Genomic DNA, 24658 nt, shown 5'->3' on the forward strand with positions numbered 1-24658 from the left:
TTTTATTTATTTCATCAACTGATTGAACAACAGCTTAAATGTACTATGAGATTGTCCCCTGTTTGTTATTTCAGGACCGATCGCTATGACCTTGCCCTTACCTAAAAGAGCTACCAGTCCAATATTTGTATCTTTAAGATATTCTTGGCCATGTGCCCAACCACTTAACAATGGTTTTTCAGAAGTTATCTTACCCAATGAGTACAAGGTGCTACTTGGTTGAAATTTGAAAACAGGACTATTGTTGAAAATAATCTTAGCATCTTTTTCCAGTCCAAAATTCTCTACCAAGGATGGATTAAGTTCTGCTGCCAAAATACTTGTAGGAATAAAATATTTTGAACTTGGTATTGGTTTAAGGACGCCTTCTTTATTCGCTTCTAGCAATGGATTTGTAATATTCAATCCTAAGTCATAAACCCACCCACTAGATTGCCCAACGGTTAAAATCCTACCTCCATTTTCAACATAGCTTTTCAAATTATTAATCGATGTTTCTTTATTTAATGAACCTAACCAATGTTGGAACTCCTGAGGAACCAAATCTTTTTGAGGATCTCTGCTTCTGTACCCAGCTCCAGTTTCTATACTCGATGGAATACCTTGACCAATAAACAACAATACATCAAATTTCGAAACATTATTATTGTTTACATCTTGTGGATAGAACAGTTCATAATCAAATTCATATTGTTCCATTAACCAACGAACCCAACCTGATGGCATAGAGCCTCCATAGATATCAAATAAACCAATCTTCATTGAATTTACTGGCAACAATTCACTTGGTTTTTTATCAGTACTCTTGACCTTTATTCCAAATGTTCTATTAGCTTCCTCCAGAATTGCCTTTCCTTTGCTGTCCACAAAGAAATCAGTAGAATTCACATCTCTGAATACCTTAACATTTCCTTTAATCAACCGATTAACAGCGATATATGCATCATTCGATTTTCCGTTGATCAAATACCCAACCTTACTGGTAGGGAATGGCTCAGAAGGTGTGCTCAGCAGTTTTCCATATTCAGTTCTTTCAAGATCAGCTGAAATATCCTCAAACACAGGTTCATATTTCACTCCCATTTGCATGGCTAATGTCCAACCAGCGGCATCATAAGGTTTGATTGGGGGACCTCCAGGATATTCTAGATCGTGTGGATGATCCTGTGGTTCAAACATATCCAGAACCTGAGCACGGAAAGCCTGGTTAGTTTTAACAACAATAGTGTTTTTTGGGTAATTCCTACCATTGTGTGTAAACCCATTCTTGCTAATTTCAACATACAGACCTCCTTTGATCAATGTATTGACAAACTTGGTTGCGGTACCAAAATCTGCTTGATCTGATGGAATGATATAGGCCCTAGGATCTCTATTTTTAGAGTCCTTATAAATTGATTCATAATACTTATAAGGAATAACTTTGGATCTATAGATACTTGTCAAATCTTGTTTCTTTTCCTTCCCCGAACGAATAGCTTCATCATAATCTGACTCCAACTGTTCAGCAAATTTCGGTGACATGGTCCAACTGTCCTTATTTCCTTTGTCAATAGAGTTTTTACCCATTTTATAGAAATTATATAGTAATTGGTCTCCGTTTCTAGAAGCATAGTCCAATACAGCAAAATTCATGGATACAGAATAATCAATTGATTGTTTGAAATGCCATTCTCCTGGGAGAACCGGATTTGGGAGTCCATTTCTAGGCACTAACCTTTCTGCCACCACAGGTATAACGGATGGAGTCGGATTACCTGTTGTTTCTGTAAGAATTCCGATCATGTTACGGAAATAAGGAGCTGTTCGAAGTCCACCATTCCACCAAGTGGAAAACATGGATTGATCCATCCGTACATAGCCTCCCTTTCCTTCTTCATTTAACCTATTTATCATAGCAAAACCTACCCCATCAATTCCTGTCACCAATAAAGGGTCATAAACGTAATTAAAAGGATCTCGATATGGAGGACCAGCTACGATTGTTCCATCAGGTGAAGTTTGATGATGGTTATATACAATCTGAGGTAACCAATCAACATACATCACCTTTGCCAAATTAGTTGCCTCCTTCATATTGAACATATAGAAATCTCGGTTGTTGTCATGACCAACATATTTATGATAAAGCCTTGGAATTGACATATTTCGCTTTTTCTTTTCGGGGTATTGCATGTACCAGTCCGCCAATAAGTCTTGGCCGTCTGGATTTACATGCCACATCAAAATGACAACCTTATCCAAAAAGTTCAATATCTCTTCATCTTTGGAATTTGCAAGTTGATAGAAAGTTTCAATTAATTGATGGGAACCAACAGTCTCATTGGGATGCATACCACCATCAATCCATACAACAGGTTTCCCTTCTTTAGAAAGCTTTTTAGCCTCAGCTTCAGTTAGGTTTTCGGCCCTTCCCAATCGCTGCGAAATAGATCTATATTTCTCCACATCTTTTAAATTCTGGGGAGAAGAAATTATCAATAGATGCTGTTGCCTACCTTCTTCGGTTTGTCCTCCATCCTGAATCAGCACACGATCAGATTGTGAAGCGACCTTTTTAAAATAGGATTCCATCTGCACGTAATTAGCAAGCATATAATCATCTCCGATATTAAAACCGAAGTGTTCCTCGGGACTTGTTACTTGTTGAGCCATTAAGGCATTTGAAACAGCAATCAATAGGATTGCCAATTTCATTTTAATATTATTTAAAATCATAAACCATGGTTATAAAGAGTTTCCGATGTTGGCAATGGCCAGATATAGTTGGGATCCGTAGGCTTAACTTCAGGAACTGGGCTACCTCCTGAAGGTATTTTTGCTGGAATTGGCTTCAATTGCCTAACTAGATCTATATTTCTCATTCCTTCTCCAAAGAATTCAATATTCCTTTCCTGTAAGATGAGTGAAAGCAATTGGTCCTTAGTCGTCGGATTAAAAGTGGTTGAAGCATCAGATCTTTGGCGGACAGCATTTAGCAACATAACTGACCTGGCGTCTACTCCATTCTCATTCGCCAAAGCCTCTGCTAAATTGAGCATGACCTGAGCGTATCGAATAACAGGAACATAGTCTGCAAATGGAGTCCCCATTTTGTATTTTACGCACCAGCTTCTTCCCGCATTTACACCACTTGGGGTCTTAAAAATAAAGTTTCTCCTGCTATCTGTTAACTTCCAATTAGGGTCAGCAATCACTCCAGTTTCTAAAAGATAGTAATCACCTGTACCTGCAGCCCCAAGTCCAACTGCATTTGCACCATCAGGTAAATACGCGTTGCCCAATGACGTACCTGGCACATCATTTGGTGTAAATGGCATCGAAAATATTGATTCTAAAGAAGTATAGGGAGCTTCAAATACAGATACAACATCATCCATTAATTGATTAGGCACCCCATTGACAGCTACAAAAGGAGACGAAACAGGGACCAATTTATTAGCTTCTATGATGACAGACTCATGATCAGCTTTTGCAATAAAAACATTAGTTTTCATTGCAATAACAGTGTTTTTATGAGCTCTTGTTGTATTTAAAAAAGCTGTAGAATAATTTTCAGGCAAATTATCTTCTGCAAAATTTAATTCATCAATGATAAAGTCATATACCTCTTTTACGGAAGATCTTTTTAAGTCATAATCTTTTAAGCTAGTATTCGAAACTGTACGTAAAGGTAGCCCTGGACTTGCACCATTGTCTTTTATAAACGGTTGAGCATATAATTGCAAGAGATAATAATAAGTAATAGCCCTAAGAAATCTTGCTTCCGCCAGATAATTATTATACTGATTCGCATCCAATAGATCTGATCCATTTAATTCCATCCTTTCCAGGAACAGATTACATCCATTGATCAATTGATATCCTTGAGCCCAAATAACAGCAACATCACTAGAACTCGCGTCAACACCCATTTGATATGATAAGCCTCCTCGAGTCGGATTTAGATTGGTTGAAACAAAATTTCCAGCTCTCGCTTCTGAAAAGTAAATATATTGAGAACCCCATAAACCACTTTCTTTAAATGATGCATACAGACCGTTTATTTGATTGTGAACCCTTTCAACATTTTCAAAGGCAGTAACCTCAGAAATCAAAGTGGAAGGTACTGGGTTTAATTCTTTTTCATAATCGCAACTAACGACCATAAATAAAAAGATTATTAATAAATATTTGTTATTCATATTTTACGGATTAAAAAGTGGCTTGAATTCCAAAAGTAAATGTTCTAGCATTTGGGGTTACATTTTTATCAAACCCTTGAGTGGTGGTTGCATTTCCTGAACTGGATACTTCCGGATCTGACCCATTATATGGTGTAAATAGCAATGCATTTTGGATACTGGAATAAACACGAATTCTATCAATCTTTGCTTTGCTGGTTATACCATTAGGTAATGTATACCCTAATGCTAAATTTTTCAACCTAACGAAATCTGATTTATAAACGTTTGCAGTAATCGGAATTGAATATCCCCAAGAAGTGATATCTCCATCTTGAACTCTTGGAACATCAGTAAGATCTCCAGGCTTTTGCCATCTATTTAAAATCAATGTACTATTGTTTTGAAACCTATAATCCATTAATTGAGATTGGGTACCATTATACAAGTACCCTCCATATTGGAAAGTCCATAACATATCCAAATCAATCCCTTTATATGCAAAATTATTAGTCAACCCTCCAAAGAATTTCGGCTGTGTAACCTTGTAAGGCACGGCATCTTCAGCCATATTTACTGCACGAGCAAGACTTCCGTCTTCATATTCCCACTGATAACCACCATTCTCAGGAACTTGTTGGTAAAGAACCCTTCTATTTTCTCCATCAATAAATACCCTTCTACCTGTTTGAGGGTCGACTCCATCAGTCCTAATGGCATAGATCATTCCAATAGGGTTTCCTACCTGAGTAATGGAAGCCATACCAGCGGTACCACCAATTGCATCTGACACTAAGGAGTTAATTCCTTCAGTCAATGATAAAATCTTATTGGTATTATGGGAAAGGTTAAAATTAATATTCCAGGTAAAATTTGAATTAGCTATCGGGCTAGTATTAAAAGTGAACTCTACCCCTCTATTATACATTTCCCCAACGTTTGCCAAAATCTCATTTCTTTTCCCTGATGATGGGTTCGGGATCCCTGCAGATGATGGAGTCGGCACGCCAAAGATCAATCCATCAATCATATTATTATAGTAGGCAATATCAAAATTAAATTTATTCAACAATGTAAAACTTAACCCAAAATCTGCTTTCTTACTCGTTTCCCATTTTAGGTCCTCATTTCCTGCCGTAGAAAAATAGAGACCTGCCTCTGGACCATATAAAGTGGCTGAATAGGTAGACAAACTTGCATAGTCTCCAATCCCAGTTAAGTTTCCAACTTTTCCATAACTTGCTTTAACTTTCAGGTTTTGAATTACGCTTGAAATGTTGCTGTTTTTATAGAATTCCTCTTTAAATATATCCCATGCACCACTAATCCCCCAGAAAGTACCGCCTTTATTATTTTTTCCCAAGACTGAGGATTTATCCCTTCTCAGGTTCCCAGAAAAATAATATTTATCAAATAGACTATATTGTACCCTGGAGAACATCGATACTAAAAAATTATTGGAGATGTTATTCTCTGTATTTGACAGGGCTAAATCTGTAAATCCTCCTTGGACATTATTATATAAACCGTCTGATTGATTTGCTCTAGATAATCCAAACCCATCCCTCTTTGACCGCTGTTCCTCATGTCCTAACAATATATCGATATTTTGGTCATCAGATATTTTCGGATTAATCGTCATAGTATTTGTCCAAATACTCATTTCACGACTAGCTGTAATTGCATCTGCACGACCGTTCCTGCTAATTCCTTCATTAGTTTCTGGGGAAAAGTAACGATAGGTTTTACTTTCCATATTGTTCAAGGCATATACTGTACGCAAGGTAATCCAAGAAACTGGGTTGATGTCAACCGATACATTTCCTTGGATAAATTGATTTCCTGTATAATCATCGTTTTTATCTAATGAAAGAACTGGATTTGTATAACCCATTCTAGCAGTAGACTTCAAATGTCCTTGGTTATCCATGATCCCAATATTTGGGCCTATTACATTATAGGTTCCATCTGCATTGAAAGGAGAAACAATTGGAGCTGAAATAAACCCTAATCTATAGGGATTGGAATTGGAAGCAACACTGTTGATCCCTGTCCCCATGGACATTATTGCCCTAGTATTATTATTTGCGTAATTAAGTTTAGAACCTACTTTTAACCAATTATTGACCTTATGGTCTAAGTTGTAGGCAATATTTTTCCTTTCATAGTCATTACCCCTAATGATACCTCCTTGATTTGTCAGACCTGCAGAGAAAAAATATTTTGTGGCATCATTTGCCCCACTCACATTAATTGCGTGATTATTGATCGTTCCTGTTCTAAAAATATGATCATACCACCTGGTATCAATCTTATTGCCATTTTTGTCTAATGAATAATCATAATAATTAGTCACAGGATCAAAGGTTCCAGCATTTCTAAGACCTTCATTTTTTATTTCTAAATATTGCTCAGCATTTAATACTTCTGCCATTCTAGATGCTTGATTAAGCCCTAAGTATGCATCATAATTGACTTTTGCCTTGCCTTTCTTTCCTGACTTTGTAGTGATGAATACAACCCCATTTGCTGCTCTTGAACCGTAAATACTTGTTGCAGCCGCATCCTTCGCAATATCAATACTTTCTATATCTGAAGGATTTATTGAAGAAAGTGGATTGTTAGAGGCATTTCCTCCCACGCTCACATCTTCTGTATACATAGGGATACCATCAACAACAATCAACGGATAAGAACTTAAGGATAAAGAATTCGTTCCACGAATCCTGAATACAGGAGCTTGATTGACAATTCCACTGCTTGCTGTCATATTGACTCCAGCAGCCTGGCCACCTAAGGATCCTTCAAAACTCAATGTTGGTTTTTCAGCAATTTTTGCTCCCTTAACAGATGTAATAGATCCAGTATTTTCACTTCGTTTTATAGTACCATAACCTATCACCACAACTTCGTCTAAACTTTCCCCTGAGGATTTTAAAGTGATGGTTATTTTTGTACGATTATTTACCTGTACTTCTTGAGTGTCAAACGTTAAATGACTCACAATCAAAGTGCTTGATGCTGGAGCTGTCAAAGAGAAATTTCCATCTCCATCTGAGGAAACAGTCTGTTTTCCATCCTTCACTTTGATAGAAGCGCCTTCCACTGGAGAATTCGTCTCATCAACAATTTTTCCTGTGATTTTTATGTCCTTCTGGACATTTATTTGTATAGGGCTAAAAGAGATTAAGGTAATAGGACTTGAAAGTGCCCCCAAAATAAACAATAGTTTAAAAACTTTCGATTTTGGGATAATTTTTGAAAATAGGGCTCCACTACACCCTTTTGTTTGGTGTTTTTTCATAAATTAAGTTAATGGTTGGTAAATTATTTTTGAATTTTGTGGTTTAGGTAGTTTTAGGTAAATCCTGATTTAATACTCATAATAAATAGTTTTTTTTGGTTATAATTAATTTACTTACATATTAGGCTTGTAAGTTTTCATAAATATAATATTACTTTCCAAAAATTTTTGTCATGCAATTCTTAAACAAAGTCTAATAATTGGAACAAAAAAATCATGAAAAATAATTTAACCGACCCTTCCCAAAACAACTATAAAGATTTAATTAAAACCTATATTCGTATCAAACAGCGATATTTTAATCTCGGATTAGACAGCCTTTCTGCTAAAGATTTCTTTGGCAACCATTGCAAAATTGTCGATACATTTTCCTTTTAGGTAGAAATAATATTATTTAAACAGTAATCCATTACTTTCATACTGCCTAATTTCAGAATCAATAGAGGAAATTAATATCATTCACATCTGGCAATTCACTAATTTCCTTCAAATTTATATTGTCAAGTGTTCAGAAATACTATATCGGTAATTAAAGAAATGGAAGAGCCTAACTGAACTTTAATAAATTTATATTCCCTAAATTTTTCAATAAATCCCATCCGGTTATCACCCCCCATCCCCTTTCCTTTTCCAAAAACAAATACAAAAACCATCCCCTCATCCCCCAGCCCTTCTCAATAAAAAAACTCCAAAAATCCATCAAAATTTGACCACGGCAGCTTACTATCCTTTTACTCTCATTCGAGGCATATTGCGAAAATTCCGAATATGTCTCGAATGAGACCAAAAGCATTCCCGACCTTAAGCTCATCTCCTAATCTAAACAAAAATGGTCCAAAAACAACAAAAGGCGATGTGGAAAACACATCGCCTTTTAGCATTTTTATTAATTCACTTTTTTACAAAAGTGATCTTATTTTATCTCTCTTCTTTCATCAAGAAACCACCACCGATCAAATCATCGCCTTCATAGAATACGGCCGACTGACCTGGAGCAATCCCTTTTACATTATGGACGAAATCCACCTTCATGATATCTCCTTGTTGGGTCAAGGTCGAGATAGCACCAGAATCCTTATAACGGATCTTGGTGATCGCTTCCATCGGTTCATCAAGGGATGCGTATTTCACCAGATTGATGTTCTTGACAAATGCTTGGCTTCTTTCCAGTTCATGTTCCTCGCCCAATACCACCGAATTGGATTCTGGTAAGATCTGGATCACAAACATTGGCTTTCCTAGGGCAATTCCCAAGCCTCTGCGCTGTCCGATCGTGAAATATGGATACCCAATATGCTGACCAACTACAGTACCGTCAGAAAGGATAAAATTACCCGGTCCGATCTCTTGATCCAAGCTAGGGCGTTTATGTCTTAGGAAGGAGCGATAATCGTTGTCAGGGACAAAACAGATCTCATAGCTCTCCGATTTATTCGCCAATTCCTTTTGATCCATATCTAGTGCCATCTGGCGGATTTCCTTTTTGGTAAAACTTCCCAAAGGAAACTGCGTCCTTGCCAAGTTCTCCTGGGAAACGCCCCAAAGTACATACGACTGGTCTTTGTTTTCGTCCTTACCCTTGGAGATCACATATCTACCGTTGTCATGCATGCGGATATTCGCATAGTGACCGGTTGCAATAAATTCACAGTCCAATTTATCGGCACGCTTCATCAGTGCTTCCCATTTGATATGGGTATTGCACAGCACACATGGATTCGGAGTTCTTCCGGCAATATATTCATCAACAAAATTGTCAATCACATAATCTCCAAATTCTGAACGAATATCAAGGATGTAATGCGGGAAGCCATAGTTTACAGCCAATGTCCTAGCGTCATTGATACTGTCCAGACTACAACATCCTGTTTCCTTTGAAGAGCCGCCAGAACTAGCATAATCCCATGTTTTCATCGTGATCCCGATGACCTCATATCCTTGTTCGTGTAGCATGACTGCAGCCACGGAGCTATCCACCCCACCGCTCATTGCTACCAAAACTCTTCCTTTTTTACTCATAATATTTTATTGAAGTGCAAAGATACCGTAATTTGCCCATTCCCAATGTTTATTTGATGTAATTTTATCTCAATCAAAATCAAGACTTTGAATATTTCAACGAAAATATTTAAGGCAAAAGTTTTAGAATTCGAAAAAGGACGGTATATTTGCATCGCAAGTTCGGTAACGGACATGTCAAAAAAAAGGTGCCATAGCTCAGTTGGTAGAGCAAAGGACTGAAAATCCTTGTGTCGCTGGTTCGAATCCAGCTGGCACCACCAAAAATCTGACAAGTAACAGATTGTAAAAACAAAAACTTGAAGGTGCCATAGCTCAGTTGGTAGAGCAAAGGACTGAAAATCCTTGTGTCGCTGGTTCGAATCCAGCTGGCACCACAGAAAAAATCCTCAATGAAAATTGAGGATTTTTTGTATAACCAATTATTTGAAAAACAGAACAATCTTTACTCTTGATTTCAAATTAATTTTCGATATTTCTTATACTTTAACTATATAAATATTTTATAAAAGATTGGATTGAATTCGGAGTTGTATTAAAAACAGAATTTAAAAATTTTAGTTCAAAAATATGATTGAAAAGTCCTAAACCATGAATTAATCAAATTACTAAAATCTAAAATCAACAATTCAAAAAATAAAGATTTTAGCTTTATTAATTTCCTAGAAGAAATCTCAAATAATATTTCAATTGAAATATCTCAAACTAATATAGATTTTCCAGAATACACTCCTCATGATGAGATAAATCACATTGCAAACCTCTTTGATTTGGCCATATTAGTAATAGATGAATCAAGCCTAAATCAAATGAATGAAGTTGAATTATTTTGTTTGATAGTTTCTTTATACGGACATGATTGGGGAATGGCAGTATCTAATCACGAAAAAGATTCAATCCTTAAAAAAGTGAAAAATTCAGATTATGCATTTATTGATGATGAGTTTTCAAAAATCCAAGAGCACATAGATAATAATAACATAACTAACAATGAGTTAACTCAAGAAATTTGGGCAGATTACATTCGAAAAACTCATGCAGAAAGAAGTGGAAAAAGAATCGAAAAATATTTTAATAATAAAAATAAATTACTTGGAAAAACCATATCAAAAATATGCATTGGTCATTGGTTAGATTTTAAAGACTTATCCAAATATAGCTCAAATGATTCTGTTTTATTTCAAGCTGTAGACACAAAAAGTTTATCTATTTATCTTCGACTCATTGATTTACTTGACATTTCCAATAAAAGAACACCATTTGCATTATGGAAATTTATTAATCCTAAAAACAAAATATCAGAAATTGAATGGCAAAAACACAACTCGATTAATTCTATTAGTGTATTCAAGGAACATGATCAAAAAATATTAAGAATTCAAGGTCAAACAAACTCTTCTGAAATTTACACAACATTAATAGATCTAAAAAAATACATAAAAAATCAATTAGATGAATGCATTAAATTAATGAGGGGCTACAAGCCAAATCATAAAATTAATTTCCATTCAATTGATTGGAGGATTGAAACAGATGGTTTTGAGCCACTTGAATATGAATTTAATTTTGATAGAGAAAAAGTTTTAAAAATATTGACAAGTGCAATTTATGATTCAAACCCATATATATTTATTAGAGAATTAATACAAAATTCAATTGATGCAATAAATCTAAAACTGTCAATTTACAAGACCCTTGGAAATTCATTTACACCATCTATCGAAGTAAATATAACTCAAGAAAATCTTCAACAATGTATTACTATTAAAGATAATGGCATAGGAATGGATGAATATGTAATAGAGAATTATTTTTTAAAAATTGGCAAAAGCTACTTTAATAGCAGTGAAAAAATCATAATTGATTCTAAAATAAAACAAATATCACAGTTTGGAATTGGTGTTTTAAGTTGTTTTATGAATGCTGAAAAAGTAGAAATCGAAACAACAATAGATCCATTTATTAAAGAATCTAAAAATATTGAAAAAATTAGTTTAACTATTAATAACTACAACAAATTTCTAACAGTAAAAAAATCACCAGCATCCGTAAAAAACACAGGAACATCAATAAAAATATATTTAAACGATGAAAATTCATTAAAAGAAAAATATATTTTAGATTTTATAAAAATATATTTCAATTTTTTAAAAAATATAAAATTAAATTTTAACTCTGAATACTTCAATGGGGGATTTAAACTCGATTCGAGCGATAAATCCAATTATCCAATTGAGAAAACTGTTAAGCCTTTTCAAAAAACTATTTTTAATAAATATTTTACGACACAATCATTTGCAATATCAAACAAAGTTGTTGAAGCTTATTTTAATTTTATTATCCCTAAAGATTCTAATTTCGATCTGCAAACACTAAACACTGATAATTTTAGTAATTTTTCCATAATTAATTATAATGATTTTTCAGAAAGATCAAGGATTAGTTTTAATTCCAACCCAAAAAACAATGAAACAGATCCTTACAATCAAATTGGGATAATAAACTTATTATATTGCCAAGGTATCCTTATTGAAGATTTCCAATTTGGTTATACATTCATTGATAACCATTATTATCCAATCGGAAAATATTCTCTTCTAAAAGATTTTCTAAATTATCAATCAATTGAAACTACATTTAAACCAAATATTTTAATTAACATAAAGGATAAAACCAATATCAATATTTCTAGAAAAAATATAGATTTTAATGGCAAATACATTAACAAATACATCATTAAACCTTTAATAGCTAAAATAATTACATCTTTTAGTCAGCCAGATTCGTTAAAAGAAAAATTTCTTAACTACGGTAGAATTATCACCTTTTATGGAGTACCCTATAATTTAATATTAGAACAAATTAATTCATTAAATGAAATAATATTTCCCTATATTAAGAATGGTGATTTTATTTATACGAGATTCGATGAAATTGAAGAATTAATAATTATTCCAGAATCTTCAAATGAAGAAATAAAAACAAGTATTTTTAATAATGTTTTTAAAAACTACAATACCAATCCCAGCGTAATAGATTTAATCAGCAAATCTGACAATTATAATGTTTTTCCTTATTTCCTATATACTCAATTTAGAGATAATATGCCTATTGCCCTAAACAATTCATTTTTATTTGTCAACTTATTATTTGAAAGCTGTTTTTGTTTAACAAGTTTAAACATCCTAGAATTTAATCAAGTACCAATCATTGTCGCACGCAAAAACAATTTATTTCTAAGCGCAATTGAAAAAGGAAAAGATGAAGAAGATTATTTAAATATTGAAGATTTTTTTAATGAATGGATCCCTGAAAAAATTCAAATTGCTAGGCTAATCTTAAGTCATAATTATGATGTTCTTCCTCTATTTGTACCATTTGAAAATCACGATAATATTATTGGTTACGGTTTTAATATTATGAATACAAATAATGATATTTCTAAATTTCTAATAACAATTTTATGGGAATGGAACAGAATTAATCTTGGTTATAATAACAATAAAATTATTAATGAAGATGAATTTGAGGATTTAATTAATACTCTTCCGTTAGTAAATGACATTGCAATATCTATTGAAGATTTAGAAACTAACATCAATAAGTTATTACAAATAGCAAAGTTAAACAATTTGAATTGCCACACAAATATTTCAAAATTTACTATTGAAGGCAATATGTTCTTGCTTGAAGATATTAAGGATCCATTAGGTAATATAGACTTTAGACCATATCAAAGTTATTTTTAATTTCAAACAAACAAAATATTCATGATAATGAAATACGATCAGCGCATTGTGTTATTCTTAGACATTTTAGGATTTAAGAAAATAGTTTTAGAGACTATTGAAAAGCAAGAGCCTAAAGGAAATTTTATAGACAGAAAGGAAAAGATCCTTGATCTACACAACACTTTATCTAAAATGGGGGAAATTGCTGGAAATCAATCAATTTTAAATAATATTAACGTAACTCAATTTTCTGATTCAATTGTTATATCTTTTCTCGAAGAAAGTCCAAATAACGCTCCAAAAGTATTTAGAATCATATTAGAAATAATTATTAATTTAATTAAGAGAGGCATTATTTGTAGGGGAGCTATTTCATATGGGAAATTCATCCATTCTGAAAAAATATTATTTGGGCCTGCATTAATTGATGCATATGAAACGGAATCAAAAGCAGCTATGTACCCAAGAGTAATAATGGATAAAAGAATTTATGATTATTCAAATTCATCAAAAATAAAATCATCAAAAGTAAAAGATAATTCAATTTCTGGATATATTAAAGAAGATTTGGATGGAAAATTTTATATAGACTATATTTCTAACGCTCACTTAATAATACAAGATGAGTATGAATTAATTGAATTTTATAAATCATTAAGGAATATTATTGTTAATGGCAGAAGATACGACCAACCTGATTTAAAGGTAAAATATGGATGGCTTAAAAATAAATATGACAATTTTTTAAATAGCGACATTACCAAAAAGACCAAATCTATCATTTTAGAAGATTATTTTAGACAATTAAAGCCTTTAAAATAAAGTATGATAATTTCACCTGTATAAAAAAAGTATCCGCAATTGCCTCCATACATTTAATAAGACATTAATACTATCACTAGATAAAAAATTATCAATCGAATTATGAATTAAAGTTTATAGGAATTACATCTTACAACAGGTAAATCAAGTGATTGCTTTCCAAGATACTCAGAATAACACCAAAATCATTATTCACTAATCTAATAATAAAAAAATACAAAAATGAAAGATTGGCCTTATATCTTATTTTCATCCCACTCAAAGAAAACACACCACCATTTAAGATTTTAACTTTCTCATTTTCATAAATTTACCACAAATCAATACATTATAAAAAGCCAAAAAACCTATATTTTTAAACCTATCCCTACCCGTATTTCTCCTTACATCCCGTTACAAAGCACGTTTATTTCCATAATTTCAATAATCCCCAACAGCTTTTATTAATTTTATAATATTAATACTCAATAAGTTAACATTTTAAAAACGCGATTACGTAAAATACCTAGCATTAGGTATTCATTTATTGGCTTTTATACAATATATTCGGAAAACAGAGATTTGGAATTCTAACAATTGGGATTTCAATATAAACCTTAATACCGACAACTATTAATTGCAGTAGAAAAACAGAGAGATTCAAGAATTATATTAAAAGTGGAAATCATGTGTTCCCTACACAATTTCTTATATAAGCCGTCCTGGCTATTATTGTTAAACAGAAAAATGGCTAGATATTCCGCATCTAGCCATATTTTTTTGATTGATTTTCAAAGTTCTACCTTGCTCCTACAAATAGCCGAGCAAATAATAGATTATGATAAATACCACTATGGTTCCAAAACATCCGAGGCCCATTTTCTTGGCGCCCCAGCCTGCAATTAGTGCTCTAAAGAATTTGTTCATAAGTTGATCTAAATTGTTTACCAATCCTATCAACAATAATCTGGAATAAATGTTTGACTGTGTATATCTCGAATTGCAATTTCTTCTGAAAAATGAGCATGCAAGGCCCTACCATCTCCGTGCAAAGTCCAGATAGCTTTTGGCTTTACCTTACCCACAAAATATAGGATATCATTCCAGTCCACATGGTCGGACAGAAATAGGCTGATATCGTTCTGAGCCTGCAAGCGCTCCCATCCCGAAGCAAATGCCTTAAGCACATTCTTTGCCCTACGATAACTGTTGAAGGTCAGTGGTGGTACCAGATAGATCTTGTTGTCGCCGGCTTCTTTCATGGATTTTCTGTTGTACTGCTCGTATTTCAAGGGTACATCAATAAATTGATCATAGATGCGATGGATAGGCATGATCTGATAGTGCAATAACACCTCTTTCTGCGGGAGATGTTCATTGAGCAGGGCGGTAATACGCTGGGCTTTACCCAGGGAATAACAGCCCAAGAGGATATTGCTCCTGACATCCAGTTTCATGATCTCGGAAACAGGATCTGGATGTTTGGTTTCTGGATTGGCGAAAGTCGTTTCGGTAATCAAAACTTCTGCCTCTACGATCTGAATAGATTCGCAGGTACGGTCTTCCTGCAACTTATAGTCGCCGGTATACAGGTACCTCACGCCTTTATAGATCATCATGATCTGTGCGCTGCCAAGGATATGACCAGCGGGATATAGATAGATATCGACGCCATTGATCTGAAAAAATTCAGAAAATCTCTTGACATGATAAGAATCCAAAGCTTGTTTTGGGTAGCGGTACTGCATAATGGCGGCAGTTCCCACAGTACAATAGATATTTCTATGGCCAGGGGACGCATGGTCACCATGGGCATGCGAAACGACGGCATGTTTGACCGGATATAGGGGGTCTATATAGAAATCGCCATAAGAACAATAATATCCTTTATCTCTTTTTACTAGAAAGTCTTCAATAATCTGCATTAGCTTGTTTTTCCTTGAATAAATTTCTGATGCAGTTCCATCACCTGCTCAATCAGGCTATGCTCATCATCGTTATAAACGATGCAATCGCTTAGCTTTTCCTTTTCCTCTTCGGGCATCTGTTTATTTATCCTTCTCAGCACCTCTTCTCTGTCCACTTTATCGCGCTGCATCACCCTTTCGATCCGGAGTTCCAATGGTGAAACCACCAGGATGGTGAAATCCAAAGCTTTATAGGATCCGCTTTCAAATAAGAGTGCAGCTTCTTTGACACTATATATGGAAGTCTGGGCTGCTGCCCAATCTTCGCCATCCTTGATCACGGCAGGGTGAACGATGGCATTCAGTTTTTTCAGTTCTTCGGCATCGCCAAAGACCCTTTTACCGAGCCATTCCCTATTGAGGCTACCGTCCTCAAAATAGACCTCTTTGCCGAAAGTTTGCATCAGGGATTGACGGACCGCATCGTTCTTGACCATGATATCCTTGGCTTCCCTATCGGCATCATAGGTCGGTATGCCCAAGACCTTGAATATCTTGGTCACTACGCTCTTTCCGACGCCTATGCCTCCTGTAATCCCGATTTTTAAACCCATATTATCTCCTTACAAAAAAATCAACATTCTGAGGTTCTACGCTCAATACCTTGACATAATCAGGCATTTTGGTAATGATGACCGGTAAGCTGGAAACCTTATGGTCTTTCCAGGCATCCAGATCCACCACCGCCTCAAAATCCCTAGAAGTATATTTATTATAATCTTTTACAGCCAACAAAATGGTTGCGCGAACCTTACTCGGCAATACGCGAACCGAAGTATAGCCCTTGCTGTTCTCCACTTTGATCGGCAGTTCGATCACCTTCTCCGTAATCTCTCCGACCGGTACGATCACTTCTGCAAAGGTCGGATAGATTGTAATGTTAGTTCTTTGCTGCTTATTCAAATAAGCGACGGTACGCACATCGGTATTGACATCTTTGCCCTTGATGGTATCGGTCTCCAGGTATTCAATGCTGGCCACATCTTCCAATGGGCCCGTAATGGTAACATATTCGGGGTTGGTGCGGGTTTCGCCGATCACGCCGTATTGCCTTTGGAAAGTCAGGCTTTCTACGGCTTTGACCGGAACCTTACGCTGGGTCTGTTTCGAGAAATCGAAGTAAAGGGTGTCAGGCGAAACGGCAACGACCTGCTTATCCGTAGGGAACTGCCTATTGATGAAACCGATCTGGTTACCAAAGACGATAAAGTTCCGTGATTTAAGCCCTGAAAGGTCGACCTGAATTTTTGCGGTATCGGGGTGCAAGCGTTCCATGAATACCTTCCAGCCGGACATCTTGATCTTGACGGTTACCGTATCTGATTGAAGGGGATGGAAAGCTTTGTTTTCAGGCAAATTAACATAGGACATGCTCGCCTTTTTGGTGAAGGTATAATCACTGGAAATTGCAAACAAGGTCCAAGCTAAAAATGAAATGATGATACAACGCAGGAAAATGGATAATTTTCGACGTTGCACTTTGTTAATCCGCCTTAAAGCCATTCTACAAATGTAATATTTTGTGAGCAAAAATCACATTTTGACAGTAGCATGAGCTATCCGGCTCAAAAAGCGGAATCCTTAGCAAAAAGATGCCATTTTCAGCCGGTTTATTCTTAAAATATTACGTAACTTTGCAGAATAATTGAAGGACGTTCAAATTCACTTTAATAATGATTCATTTCTTCGTGAACCCATTGAACACAGTTTATGCTGTTCAAACCCAAAATGATTTATCTACTGAAGATATCTCCAAACTAAACTGGCTTTTCGGCAACTCTAAAAAACTCGACGAACAAACGCTTAACGACTACTATGTAGGTCCGAGAGCCGCTATGGTAACTCCTTGGAGCACCAACGCCGTAGAGATTACCCAGAACATGGGAATCAGCGGGATTATTCGTATCGAAGAGTTTCAAAAGGTTACGGAAGATTTCAAGGATTTCGATCCGATGATTTCCCAAAAGTTCAGTGCCTTGACTCAGGATATGTTTACCATCAACATCAGCCCTGAACCAATTTTGGAGATCGATGACATCGAGGCTTACAACCAGTCGGAAGGCTTGGCATTGAGCCCTGAAGAAGTAGAATATCTAAACAAGCTAGCTGAGAAGATTGACCGTAAGCTGACGGATTCTGAGGTTTTCGCTTTCTCACAAGCGAACTCTGAACACTGTCGTCACAAGATCTTCAACGGTACTTTCGTGATCGATGGTGAGGAACAGCCTACATCCCTATTTAAATTAATCAAGAAAACTTCAGAGACCAATCCGAATGAGATTGTTTCTGCCTATAAAGATAATGTGGCCTTTATCAAAGGTCCTAAAGTAACGCAGTTTGCTCCTAAAACAGCAGACAAACCAGATTTCTATGAAGAGAAGGATTTCGATTCGGTTATTTCATTGAAAGCTGAAACCCATAACTTCCCAACTACGGTTGAGCCATTCGCAGGAGCCGCAACAGGTTCGGGTGGTGAGATCCGTGACCGTCTAGCTGGTGGTCAAGGTGCACTTCCGCTTGCTGGAACGGCAATCTACATGACAGCCTATTCACGTCTGTTGAATGACCGCCCATGGGAAAAAGCAATGGAAGAAAGAAAATGGTTGTACCAAACGCCAATGGACATCTTGATCAAGGCATCCAATGGTGCTTCTGATTTTGGAAATAAATTCGGCCAACCATTGATCACGGGTTCTGTCCTTACTTTTGAACATGAAGAGGATGGTCGTAAGTTGGGGTATGATAAAGTAATCATGCAAGCTGGTGGTATCGGTTATGGCAAGTTGAACCAGGCCAAGAAACATGAGCCACAAGCTGGAGATAAGATTGTGATCCTAGGTGGTGAGAACTACCGCATCGGTATGGGTGGTGCAGCGGTATCCTCAGCGGATACAGGTGCATTCGGTTCAGGTATTGAATTGAACGCCATCCAACGTTCTAATCCAGAGATGCAAAAGCGTGCTGCCAATGCTATCCGAGCTTTTGTGGAAAGTGATATAAACCCTATCGTTTCCATCCATGACCATGGTGCCGGTGGACACTTGAACTGTCTTTCTGAATTGGTGGAAAATTCAGGTGGTCTGATCGACTTGGATAAGCTTCCGGTTGGAGACCCTACCCTTTCTGCTAAAGAAATCATCGGTAATGAATCTCAAGAACGTATGGGCTTGGTGATTGCAGATGAGGATATCGAGAAATTGAAGACGGTTGCTGACCGCGAGCGCTCGCCAATGTACACTGTTGGTGATGTGACTGCTGATCATCGCTTTACTTTCGAATCAAAGAAAACTGGTGAGAAACCTATGGATTATGCCCTAGAGGATTTCTTTGGTTCTTCGCCTAAAACAATCATGAACGATAAAAAGGTACAGCGCAATTATGCTGACCTAGAGTATACTGTAAACGAGGTTCCTAATTACCTAAACCAAGTCCTTCAATTGGAAGCAGTTGCTGCTAAAGATTGGTTGACCAATAAGGTGGACCGTTGTGTGGGTGGCCGTGTTGCGAAACAGCAATGTGCCGGACCTTTGCAATTGCCATTGAACAACGTTGGGGTAATGGCCTTGGATTATAAATCTAAAGAGGGTATCGCTACGACAGTTGGACATGCACCTTTGGTAGCTTTGGTTGATCCAGTTGCTGGATCGAGAAATGCTATCGGTGAAGCGCTTTCTAACTTGGTCTTCGCTCCTATCTATAATGGCCTGAATGGTGTTTCCCTTTCGGCAAACTGGATGTGGGCTTGTAACAACGAAGGTGAAGATGCAAGATTGTACCAAGCGGTACAGGGATGTTCTGACTTTGCAATCGAATTAGGTATCAATATCCCTACTGGAAAGGATTCACTTTCCATGAAACAGAAATATCCGAATGGTGAGCACGTAATCGCTCCTGGAACGGTTATTATTTCTGCTGGTGGTAACTGTACCGACATCAACAAAGTAGTGGAGCCTGTATTGAAGAAAAACGCTGGTTCTATCTATTATATCAACCTTTCTCAGGATAGCTTCAAACTTGGAGGCTCTACATTCGCTCAGGTATTGAACAAAATTGGTTCGGATGTTCCGACCATTCAGGATGCACACTACTTCAAGAAAGCATTTAATGCGGTTCAGGAATTGATCAACAAAGGTCAGGTAGCTGCAGGTCATGACATCGGTTCTGGTGGTTTAATTACTTCTTTATTGGAACTATGTTTTGCAGATGTGGATTTAGCTGCTGAATACGATCTTTCAAGCTTGAACGAAGCAGACAGTGTAAAAGCATTGTTCAATGAAAACATCGGTCTGGTACTACAGGCGAAAGAAGATGCGGCATTTGAAAAAGCATTGGCTGAAGCGGGTGTTGAAGCTTTCAAAATCGGTAAGGCGATCAACGGTACTTCCGTGAGCATCAAAAACAATACGGATTCATTCAGCTTTGATGTGGCTGAAACCAGAGATACTTGGTTCAAGACTTCGTACTTATTGGATCAAAAGCAATCGAAAAACGGAACTGCTGACGAGCGTTTCAAGAACTATAAAAATCAGCCTTTGAGATATAACTTCCCTGCTCAATTTGATGGTAAAAAACCAGTGATTGACGGAAGCAAAGCTCGTCCTAAGGCAGCGATCATCCGTGAAAAAGGATCAAACTCGGAAAGAGAGATGGCGAATGCGATGTTCCTTGCAGGATTTGATGTGAAGGATGTTCACATGACGGACTTGATCTCAGGTCGCGAAACATTGGAAGACATCCAGTTCATCGGTGCTGTGGGAGGTTTCTCGAACTCTGACGTTTTGGGTTCGGCAAAAGGTTGGGCAGGTGCTTTCCTTTACAATGAAAAGGCTAAGACTGCTCTTGAAAACTTCTTTGCACGTCCTGACACCCTTTCTGTGGGTATCTGTAATGGATGTCAGTTGTTCATGGAGTTGGAATTGATCAACCCAGAGCATGAGGTTCACGGTAAGATGCTGCATAACACTTCCCAAAAACACGAATCAAATTTTGTGTCGGTGAAGATACAGGAAAACAACTCGGTCATGTTGTCTACCCTTGCGGGTTCAACATTAGGTGTTTGGATCTCTCATGGTGAAGGAAAATTCAATTTGCCAAACCAAGAGGATCAATATAACATCGTAGCGAAATATGCTTACGATCAATATCCACACAATCCAAACGGATCGGATTTCAATACGGCAATGATGAGTGACAAAACAGGTCGCCACTTGGTAACCATGCCACACATCGAACGTTCAGTTTTCCAATGGAACTGGGCAAACTATCCTGATGGTCGCAAAGATGAGGTTTCTCCTTGGTTAGAAGCTTTCGTTAATGCCCGTAAATGGATTGACAACCAAAGCAAATAAGTTGGAATAACGTAATAGTTAAGAAAAATCCCGATGCCTTCAGCATTGGGATTTTTTTGTTATCTTAAAATCTGAGGAATTACCCATGAAAGCAAGAGATGAAAAATTTGCAGCAATCAAGGCTTGGACCAGAAGCAATGAAGACATTCGAGGAGCATTGCTGACGAGCTCCTTGGTCAACCCCTTGGCTCCTGTTGATGAATTCTCTGACTTGGATATCGAACTTGTTTTCCTTAATCCTGCACCCTATCTGGAATCTAAGGATTGGATTAAACTTTTTGGAGATCCCCTGAATGTTTACGAGGAAGGAATTGAAGCCTTTGACGGGAAGCATGCCATGAAGATGGTGCAATATTGGGATGGGGTAAAAGTTGATTTCAAGATCTATAGTGTGGAGCAATTTAAAGCTGAAGTATTGGCTGATGAACTTCCTGAGGATTGGGATATCGGTTATGAAATCTTGATCGATAAGGAGGGTCTTTGCAAAGGTTTACAGCATCCGACCTATGAGGTCAGTATTATCAAAGAACCTACTGAAGAAGAATTCCAAAAGATCGTTGCGGATTTCTTTTGGGATGTGACCTATCTTCCGAAATGTCTGGTCCGTGGGGACTTGTTCTACCTCAAGTTTATGGTTGAAAAGATCATTCGGGTTGAATATTTTATTCCTATGATCGAATGGTATATAGGCAGCAAAAATCAATGGGACGTGACAACGAATAAGTATGGTCGACTGTTCAAGAAATACCTGAACACAGCGGAATGGGAAGAATTGGAAGCAACTTTTGCCGGGGCGGATATGGAAGAAAACTGGATAGCCTGCGGCAAATTGATCGATATCTTTGATAGGATGGCTCAAGCTGTTTCAAAGGTCCAAGGATACTTCTATGATCTGGATAAAGCTAATGCTACAAAAGAGTTTTTCAACATCCATAATCCAAAAAAATAGTGCAAATAACTACCCTTATGTATCATAAGAGTAGTCATAGCCTATAACTTTCCATTTTCCATCAATCAATTCGAGAAAGTATACAAAACCATGCCCGCACATTATTCCACAGTGGTAATAGGTGTGGATCAAAGCTTTTTTCTTATCAGCAGTGAACAGAGGCTTTTCGAAAGAATAGAATTCAATGAGGTATGCCAAATTGTTATGTTTGCCGTTCTGTATTGGTTTCAAGATTTTGGACAACTTGGTATAGTTGGGGTAATCTTCAGTATCCAATAATTGGGTTTGATAGGCATTGAAATCTTTTATGTCACTGGATAGTTTCTCGGATGCCAACTTAAGAACAGATAGCTGAGACTTCATATCAAATTCGCTGCCTAAGCTGGAATTGTAGTATCCTCTCCCAAACTTAGGATCGTAGAATTTAAGATCTAAATTTTTATCAAGAACATACCTTGCTGTATCAAATTCAACCACCGCATCCACAACCTTGGAGAATTCAGCTCCAATTGGGGAATAAATCGGAAATACGCTTTCTAAGAACTCTTTCCCTGAGATATTATTTGTTTCCTTTTTCTGCCTACATGCCACCATCAATATGATTAGCAATGTATAAATCCCGAACCTTTTCATAATCCTTACCTTTTGTATTGATATGATGAAAAAGTAAACTGGATTGCATAAAGTAAACGATGGATAAAAAGGAAATTCTATCCAACAGGGTAAAAATCCTTTTCTTCTTTTATCTCCTATTCAACCTGGATTCCTCTAAATCGAGATTATGTTCCAAGGACTTCAATATAGATTCGTCATAATTCTTTTCGCTGACCAAGGTATAGATTACATCCCTCCTCACATTGATCAGATCCTGCATCACCTGCTTATACAGCCCCCTTTCATTCGCAATCTTGATTTTCGACTCGCTGTTCAGGTTGGTGGCTGTAGATTCCAAGCTTCGTTTTAAGGATAGATTAATTGCTTTGACGGTATTGCTTTCTTCAAGCTCCTTAGCATATTTAGTTTTCAGCAATTCCATTTCTTCCTTCACTAATCGATATCTGATGGCCTCGATCTGTGCCTCTTCTGGGATCTCTGATGACTTGCCATCGAGGTTGACCAACTTGATCAGCCATGGCAGACTCAAACCTTGCACGACCAAGGTTATCAAAATGACCACGAAGGTGATGAATAGGATCAGGTTACGGTGCGGGAAATGCTGGCCACTGGAAGCATAGATCGGAATCGCCAAGGCAGAGGCTAAGGATACCACACCGCGCATTCCAGCCCAACCTAAGATCAATGGCATTTTCCATCCTGGTGATGGTTCTTTCTTACGGACCTTAGGAAATATCCGGGGAACATAATTGACGATATAAATATATGCGATTCGGATTACAATGATTACCAAAGTGATGATCAGTGCTATTTCAATCGCCCAAGAGGTGGATACGCTTTCTATACCATCAATGATAATGGGAAGTTCCAAGCCAATCAAAATAAACACAAAACCATTCAATAGGAATCCGACGGTTTCCCATACCTCACGCGTCTGGATCCGGGTATTATAATCCATATAGTCTTTGGATCGATAGGAAAGGAACAATCCGCCGGAAACCACGGCCAATACACCTGACCATTCGAAGTGCTCCGCAACGATGTACATTATGTAGGGCGCGATCAGGGTGATCGGAGTAGTTATGCTGGATGCTTTGGCAATGTATTTCAAGAAATAGAATAGGATATTGGCGATGACCAGTCCCACGAATACTCCCATAACGGCGAGTAAAAAAAATCCAACCACTGCTTCCTGCATGGTAAAAGCTCCGGTCATAATGACCGCCAAAGCCATCCTGAATACCGTTAGGGAAGCTGCATCATTGACCAAGCTCTCTCCTTCCAACAAAGTGACCCCACGCTTTGGCATGCTCACTCCCTTGAGGACAGAAGTTGCCGCAACAGCATCGGGAGGAGAAATAATACCGCCTAATAGGAATCCTAATGCAAGCGTAAATCCCGGAATTAAATTGACAGATAAATATGCAACAGCTATGGAAGTAACAAAGACAAGTCCGAAGCCCATGGTCAGGATAGACCTACGGTTACTCCAGAAACTATTCCATGAGGTATACCATGCTGCTTCAAATAATAGAGGCGGCAGGAAAACCAAAAACACCACATCGGGGTTTATACTGAACTCGGGTAACCCTGGGATCAAGGAAATCGCTAATCCACCGATTACCAACAAGATAGGATAGGATATCTTGAACCGCTGAGAAACTACAAATAACATGGACATGAAAAAAAAGAGAATCATGACCAATAATATATTGGATTCGATCATATTATCTTAATTAATAGATATCTTTGTGCACAGTA

The 24658-nt window shown here is 36.9% G+C and carries 13 protein-coding genes and 2 tRNA genes; 6 read left to right on the top strand and 9 right to left on the bottom strand.

Annotated features, from left to right (window positions below; genetic code table 11):
• Window positions 1-6 precede the first annotated feature (6 nt).
• The 4 genes from ACWIB3_RS14010 to mnmA form a co-directional block, all read right to left on the bottom strand.
• Window positions 7-2697, bottom strand: a complete 2691-nt coding sequence (locus ACWIB3_RS14010; protein WP_454291915.1) for a M14 family metallopeptidase — start codon at window positions 2695-2697, stop codon at window positions 7-9.
• Window positions 2698-2714: 17 nt separating this feature from the next.
• On the bottom strand, window positions 2715-4184 hold the full coding sequence (locus tag ACWIB3_RS14015; protein WP_454291916.1) for a RagB/SusD family nutrient uptake outer membrane protein: 1470 nt from the start codon (window positions 4182-4184) through the stop codon (window positions 2715-2717).
• A gap of 10 nt (window positions 4185-4194) precedes the next feature.
• Window positions 4195-7467: a SusC/RagA family TonB-linked outer membrane protein gene (locus ACWIB3_RS14020; protein WP_454291917.1), complete on the bottom strand. Its 3273-nt coding sequence runs from the start codon at window positions 7465-7467 to the stop codon at window positions 4195-4197.
• A gap of 918 nt (window positions 7468-8385) precedes the next feature.
• Window positions 8386-9486 carry a tRNA 2-thiouridine(34) synthase MnmA gene (mnmA, locus tag ACWIB3_RS14025; protein ID WP_185214228.1) on the bottom strand — a complete coding sequence of 367 codons (1101 nt, stop codon included), beginning with the start codon at window positions 9484-9486 and terminating at the stop codon, window positions 8386-8388.
• Window positions 9487-9673: 187 nt separating this feature from the next.
• Between mnmA and ACWIB3_RS14030 the strand changes: the two genes are divergently transcribed.
• The 4 genes from ACWIB3_RS14030 (at window position 9674) to ACWIB3_RS14045 (ending at window position 14039) form a co-directional block, all read left to right on the top strand.
• Window positions 9674-9749, top strand: a tRNA-Phe gene (locus ACWIB3_RS14030).
• A gap of 41 nt (window positions 9750-9790) precedes the next feature.
• Window positions 9791-9863 (top strand) — tRNA-Phe (locus ACWIB3_RS14035).
• Between the two features lie 333 nt (window positions 9864-10196).
• On the top strand, window positions 10197-13235 hold the full coding sequence (locus ACWIB3_RS14040; RefSeq protein ID WP_454291929.1) for an HD domain-containing protein: 3039 nt from the start codon (window positions 10197-10199) through the stop codon (window positions 13233-13235).
• 27 nt (window positions 13236-13262) lie between these two features.
• Window positions 13263-14039 carry a hypothetical protein gene (locus ACWIB3_RS14045; protein WP_409150720.1) on the top strand — a complete coding sequence of 259 codons (777 nt, stop codon included), beginning with the start codon at window positions 13263-13265 and terminating at the stop codon, window positions 14037-14039.
• 935 nt (window positions 14040-14974) lie between these two features.
• On the opposite strand, the gene ACWIB3_RS14050 is transcribed toward ACWIB3_RS14045, so the two are convergent.
• Genes ACWIB3_RS14050 through ACWIB3_RS14060 form a run of 3 tightly spaced genes read right to left on the bottom strand, consistent with a single transcriptional unit; the run spans window position 14975 to window position 17488 of the window.
• Complete coding sequence (locus tag ACWIB3_RS14050) at window positions 14975-15943, bottom strand: exonuclease (RefSeq protein ID WP_454291918.1); 969 nt, start codon at window positions 15941-15943, stop codon at window positions 14975-14977.
• The gene (gene coaE / locus ACWIB3_RS14055) at window positions 15943-16539 is read right to left on the bottom strand and encodes a dephospho-CoA kinase (RefSeq protein ID WP_313261276.1); all 597 of its coding nucleotides are present in this window, start codon (window positions 16537-16539) and stop codon (window positions 15943-15945) included. The genes ACWIB3_RS14050 and coaE overlap by 1 nt, the downstream gene beginning before the upstream one ends.
• A 1-nt stretch (window position 16540) precedes the next feature.
• Window positions 16541-17488, bottom strand: a complete 948-nt coding sequence (locus ACWIB3_RS14060) for a CdaR family protein (RefSeq protein ID WP_185217539.1) — start codon at window positions 17486-17488, stop codon at window positions 16541-16543.
• A gap of 170 nt (window positions 17489-17658) precedes the next feature.
• Here ACWIB3_RS14060 and purL point away from each other — a divergent pair, with 170 nt between their 5' ends.
• A complete protein-coding gene (gene purL / locus ACWIB3_RS14065; protein WP_454291919.1) occupies window positions 17659-21333 on the top strand; it encodes a phosphoribosylformylglycinamidine synthase in 3675 nt (1224 codons plus the stop codon).
• Window positions 21334-21418: 85 nt separating this feature from the next.
• Window positions 21419-22282, top strand: coding sequence for an aminoglycoside 6-adenylyltransferase (locus tag ACWIB3_RS14070; RefSeq protein ID WP_454291920.1), 864 nt, complete (start codon window positions 21419-21421; stop codon window positions 22280-22282).
• A 15-nt stretch (window positions 22283-22297) separates the two neighbouring features.
• Here the strand turns inward: ACWIB3_RS14070 and ACWIB3_RS14075 are convergent, their stop codons facing one another.
• Together ACWIB3_RS14075 and ACWIB3_RS14080 are read right to left on the bottom strand one after the other, a co-directional pair.
• Window positions 22298-22915, bottom strand: coding sequence for a hypothetical protein (locus tag ACWIB3_RS14075; protein ID WP_454291921.1), 618 nt, complete (start codon window positions 22913-22915; stop codon window positions 22298-22300).
• A gap of 109 nt (window positions 22916-23024) precedes the next feature.
• Window positions 23025-24623: a Na+/H+ antiporter gene (locus ACWIB3_RS14080; protein WP_454291922.1), complete on the bottom strand. Its 1599-nt coding sequence runs from the start codon at window positions 24621-24623 to the stop codon at window positions 23025-23027.
• Between the last annotated feature and the right edge of the window lie 35 nt (window positions 24624-24658).

Source organism: Sphingobacterium sp. NPDC055431 (genome assembly GCF_053644255.1).